This window comes from Fulvimarina uroteuthidis (genome assembly GCF_034321785.1).
In the GTDB taxonomy this organism is placed as follows: Bacteria; Pseudomonadota; Alphaproteobacteria; order Rhizobiales; family Rhizobiaceae; genus Fulvimarina; species Fulvimarina uroteuthidis.
The window spans coordinates 1-5,000 of the sequence record NZ_JAXLPB010000017.1; the positions used below are offsets into that span (position 1 = coordinate 1).

The following is a 5,000-nucleotide window of genomic DNA, read 5'->3' on the forward strand; positions in this document are numbered from 1 at the left end:
TGGCCTTTTGGGGTTTGGTTGGTTGTCCGGCGCTGATTTGGTTTGGCGTGATCTTTGACAAGTTGGTTATGAAATCGAGAAGAAAGAGAGACGTGGGCGGCGTTTGGGCGGCTCCCGGCGTTTTGTTGGCTACCTTTGGCTGATGGAATGACTGGGGAGAGCTTTGAGCGCTGACATTTGTCTCGTCTTTCAACAGCATATTAGATGACGTCGATCTTTTTTGCGCCTTTGGCTTTGGCTTTGGGTGCTTTGGGATTGGCGGAACGGGGCTGGGAGCGATCCTGGTTCTGTTTCTTCGTCTGATTGCTTTGAGTTCGAACGAACGACGAGTGTCAGGGTTATAACTCTTTGATCAAACCTGAGAGTTTGATCCTGGCTCAGAACGAACGCTGGCGGCAGGCTTAACACATGCAAGTCGAGCGCATCCTTCGGGGTGAGCGGCAGACGGGTGAGTAACGCGTGGGAATCTACCCATCCCTACGGAATAGCTCCGGGAAACTGGAATTAAGACCGTATACGCCCTTTTGGGGAAAGATTTATCGGGGATGGATGAGCCCGCGTAGGATTAGCTAGTTGGTGAGGTAATGGCTCACCAAGGCGACGATCCTTAGCTGGTCTAAGAGGATGATCAGCCACATTGGGACTGAGACACGGCCCAAACTCCTACGGGAGGCAGCAGTGGGGAATATTGGACAATGGGCGCAAGCCTGATCCAGCCATGCCGCGTGAGTGATGACGGTCTTAGGATTGTAAAGCTCTTTCAGTGGGGACGATAATGACGGTACCCACAGAAGAAGCCCCGGCTAACTTCGTGCCAGCAGCCGCGGTAATACGAAGGGGGCTAGCGTTGTTCGGAATTACTGGGCGTAAAGCGCACGTAGGCGGATATTTAAGTCAGGGGTGAAATCCCGGGGCTCAACCCCGGAACTGCCTCTGATACTGGCTATCTAGAGTGTGGAAGAGGTCAGTGGAATTGCGAGTGTAGAGGTGAAATTCGTAGATATTCGCAGGAACACCAGTGGCGAAGGCGGCTGACTGGTCCACAACTGACGCTGAGGTGCGAAAGCGTGGGGAGCAAACAGGATTAGATACCCTGGTAGTCCACGCCGTAAACGATGGAAGCTAGCCGTCGGGTTGTTTACAGCTCGGTGGCGCAGTTAACGCATTAAGCTTCCCGCCTGGGGAGTACGGTCGCAAGATTAAAACTCAAAGGAATTGACGGGGGCCCGCACAAGCGGTGGAGCATGTGGTTTAATTCGAAGCAACGCGCAGAACCTTACCAGCTCTTGACATCCTCTGACGCCATTTGGAGACGAATGGTTCCCTTCGGGGCAGAGTGACAGGTGCTGCATGGCTGTCGTCAGCTCGTGTCGTGAGATGTTGGGTTAAGTCCCGCAACGAGCGCAACCCTCGCCCTTAGTTGCCATCATTCAGTTGGGCACTCTAAGGGGACTGCCGGTGATAAGCCGAGAGGAAGGTGGGGATGACGTCAAGTCCTCATGGCCCTTACGGGCTGGGCTACACACGTGCTACAATGGCGGTGACAGTGGGCAGCAAGCCAGCGATGGTGAGCTAATCTCCAAAAGCCGTCTCAGTTCGGATTGCACTCTGCAACTCGGGTGCATGAAGTTGGAATCGCTAGTAATCGTGGATCAGCATGCCACGGTGAATACGTTCCCGGGCCTTGTACACACCGCCCGTCACACCATGGGAGTTGGTTCTACCCGAAGGTGGTGCGCTAACCCGTTAAGGGAGGCAGCCAACCACGGTAGGGTCAGCGACTGGGGTGAAGTCGTAACAAGGTAGCCGTAGGGGAACCTGCGGCTGGATCACCTCCTTTCTAAGGATGATCTTTTATCGGGCTTTCCGGCCCCTGATGCTTTTTGTATCAGGCTTCGGGGAGTTTATCCGTATCAGATCGTTTTAGAACACAAGGTGTTCGTCAGTCAGACGAGCACCGCCCACGAGCGATCGTGGTTATCGATGAAACGCCTATGAGCGAGCCGTCACGGTTCGCCACGGCGTCAGGCCGCCTTGCGCCGCCTTCGTTTCTCTTTCTTCTCTTGGATATGTTCAAGTGTCCTCACGCCCGAGGGGCTCCGGACGGGGCGCCGCATCAGCGGCGACGCGCGGTTGCGCTACGTTTTGGCTTCGCGCAATTCCGGTCTTTGGGTCCTGTTGTTTTGCTGTCGATCGTCGTCGGCATGCCGGGCCCGTAGCTCAGTTGGTTAGAGCGCACCCCTGATAAGGGTGAGGTCGGTAGTTCGAATCTACCCGGGCCCACCATTTTTGGTGCGGTGTCGGACACGAGAATGCAAGTTTACGCTTCTGTTCCGCCGCACTGTCGGTGGTGCATCGAAGAAGCCAAGCGCCGGGCGAACGCCCGTCGGGCCTCTGGTCCGCCCTTGCGGAGCGCGGGTTCGCGCGTGAGCGGCAGGAAATGGGGCCTTAGCTCAGCTGGGAGAGCATCTGCTTTGCAAGCAGAGGGTCATCGGTTCGATCCCGATAGGCTCCACCATTTATCCAAGAGAGAAAGACAAGGTTTGCAGCCTTGGGTTTGACGAGACGTCGCCCGGGTTGCCTGTTCTGATACATTGTGAAGAAGAAGACGGATCTGGAAGGATCGTCGCATGGCTCAGGGGTTTGTCCCCGCGCTTCGCTCCGAAGTGGCTTTGCTTTTAGGCAAAGGGTTTGACGGTTCTGCCGGTCGGTATCGCCAGCAATGGGAAGTTCATCGCTTCTCGCTGGATCGACGATACCGGTCCATGAAAGCCTTTGTCGCCTGACCGCGCATTGACTGGATCCGTCTCGAGAAGCTGGTCTTTCGCCAGCTGGATTGAAGATCCGGCTGGCATGACACATCGCTGCAGGAGGCTGTGGCCGGATTGCACATCCGGCACGGCTTAGGCGGTGTGTCTCGAAGAAGAAGAAGAATGATCTGATCGACCATGATCTCTCTCAACTGATCTTGCAGCTTTATGCGCTGCCCTGACGGGCGGCGGGTAATGTCTTGCCAAACGCGTTCCTTTGCAAAAGGGGGAACGTTCAGCAAGGCGCAGTTCGTATGGAGCGTTGGGCCCTGTCCAGCGTCGGCCGAACGGCCGTCGGACCTTATGGTCCGCCCCGGCGGAGCCGATCGCGCAAGCGATCTGGCGTGAGCTGCAAAGAAACAGGTTGGTTCGCCTCCGGCGAACGAACCGATGATCATGGGCGATGGGAACGATCAAGTGTCTAAAGGGCATTTGGTGGATGCCTTGGCATGCACAGGCGATGAAGGACGTGATACGCTGCGATAAGCGTCGGGGAGCTGCGAATAAGCTTTGATCCGGCGATTTCCGAATGGGGAAACCCACCTTCGACTACCGTTAAGTTCTAACTGCTGCGCCGTTTGCGTTTGGGATGTTGCCGTACTTTTTGAGTTTGGCAGCGCCAAAGGCCGAACGGCCGTCGGGCCTTGTGGCCCGCCCACGCGGAGCTGATCGCCTTTGGCGATCTGGCGTGAGCGGCTAGAGTTAACGGTAGTCAGAGAAGGTATCTTTGATCTGAATGAAATAGGGTTAAAGAAGCGAACCCGGGGAACTGAAACATCTCAGTACCTGGAGGAAAGGACATCAACCGAGACTCCGTCAGTAGCGGCGAGCGAACGCGGACCAGGCCAGTGGCTTCATGATGACAAGCTGAACATGTTGGAAAGCATGGCGCGATTGGGTGATAGCCCCGTAGGCGTAATTTGTCATGAAGTCCTAGAGTAGGGCGGGACACGTGAAATCCTGTCTGAACGTGGGGGGACCACCCTCCAAGCCTAAGTACTCGTGCATGACCGATAGCGAACCAGTACCGTGAGGGAAAGGTGAAAAGCACCCCGACGAGGGGAGTGAAAGAGAACCTGAAACCGAATGCCTACAAACAGTGGAAGCCCGCAAGGGTGACCGCGTACCTTTTGTATAATGGGTCAGCGACTTAGTCTAACAAGCAAGCTTAAGCCGGTAGGTGTAGGCGCAGCGAAAGCGAGTCTGAAATGGGCGCTTTAGTTTGTTGGATTAGACCCGAAACCAAGTGATCTAGCCATGAGCAGGCTGAAGGTGCGGTAACACGCACTGAAGGGCCGAACCCATATCTGTTGCAATAGATCGGGATGACTTGTGGCTAGGGGTGAAAGGCCAATCAAACTTGGAAATAGCTGGTTCTCCGCGAAATCTATTTAGGTAGAGCGTCGGCTGAATGCTCCAGGGGGTAGAGCACTGGATGGGCTATGGGGACTCACCGTCTTACTGATCCTAACCAAACTCCGAATACCTGGAAGCACTATCCGGCAGACAGACGGCGGGTGCTAACGTCCGTCGTCGAGAGGGAAACAACCCTGACCTCCATCTAAGGTCCCCAAGTCATGGCTAAGTGGGAAAGGATGTGAAGATCCCAAAACAACCAGGATGTTGGCTTAGAAGCAGCCATCATTTAAAGAAAGCGTAACAGCTCACTGGTCTAATCAAGGGTCTTTGCGCCGAAAATGTACCGGGGCTCAAGCCATGCACCGAAGCTGAGGACACGTCTTTGACGTGTGGTAGCGGAGCGTTCCATAGGCCTGTGAAGGGATATCCGTGAGGGGTCCTGGAGGTATTGGAAGTGCGAATGCTGACATGAGTAACGATAAAGGGAGTGAGAGACTCCCTCGCCGAAAATCCAAGGGTTCCTGCTTAAAGTTAATCTGAGCAGGGTTAGCCGGCCCCTAAGCCGAGGCCGAAAGGCGTAGGCGATGGGAACCACGTTCAATATTCGTGGGCCTGATGGGATGTGACGGATTGCGTGTGTTGTACGGTCTTAACGGATTGATCGTGCAGCGAAGCGGTTCCAGGAAATAGCCCCATCATATAGACCGTACCCGAAACCGACACAGGTGGATTGGTAGAGCATACTAAGGCGCTTGAGAGAACTATGCTGAAGGAACTCGGCAAATTGCACGCGTAACTTCGGAAGAAGCGTGACCCCAATGGACGCAAGTG

Annotated in this window: 1 protein-coding gene, 2 tRNA genes and 2 rRNA genes (1 of these 5 running past the window's edge); all 5 read left to right on the forward strand. The window is 55.1% G+C overall.

Features of this window, described 5'->3' with window-relative positions; genetic code table 11:
- Positions 1-354: 354 nt before the first annotated feature.
- Positions 355-1,840: ribosomal RNA gene (locus tag U0C82_RS18865) — 16S ribosomal RNA — on the forward strand.
- 369 nt (positions 1,841-2,209) lie between these two features.
- Positions 2,210-2,286, forward strand: a tRNA-Ile gene (locus U0C82_RS18870).
- 156 nt (positions 2,287-2,442) lie between these two features.
- Positions 2,443-2,518: transfer RNA gene (locus U0C82_RS18875), tRNA-Ala, on the forward strand.
- 112 nt (positions 2,519-2,630) lie between these two features.
- The gene (locus U0C82_RS18880) at positions 2,631-2,786 is read left to right on the forward strand and encodes a hypothetical protein (protein ID WP_322189401.1); all 156 of its coding nucleotides are present in this window, start codon (positions 2,631-2,633) and stop codon (positions 2,784-2,786) included.
- Positions 2,787-3,221: 435 nt separating this feature from the next.
- A 23S ribosomal RNA gene (locus U0C82_RS18885) occupies positions 3,222-5,000 on the forward strand (it continues 1,139 nt past the right edge of the window).
- The 16S and 23S rRNA genes sit together here with 2 tRNA genes alongside, the layout of an rRNA operon.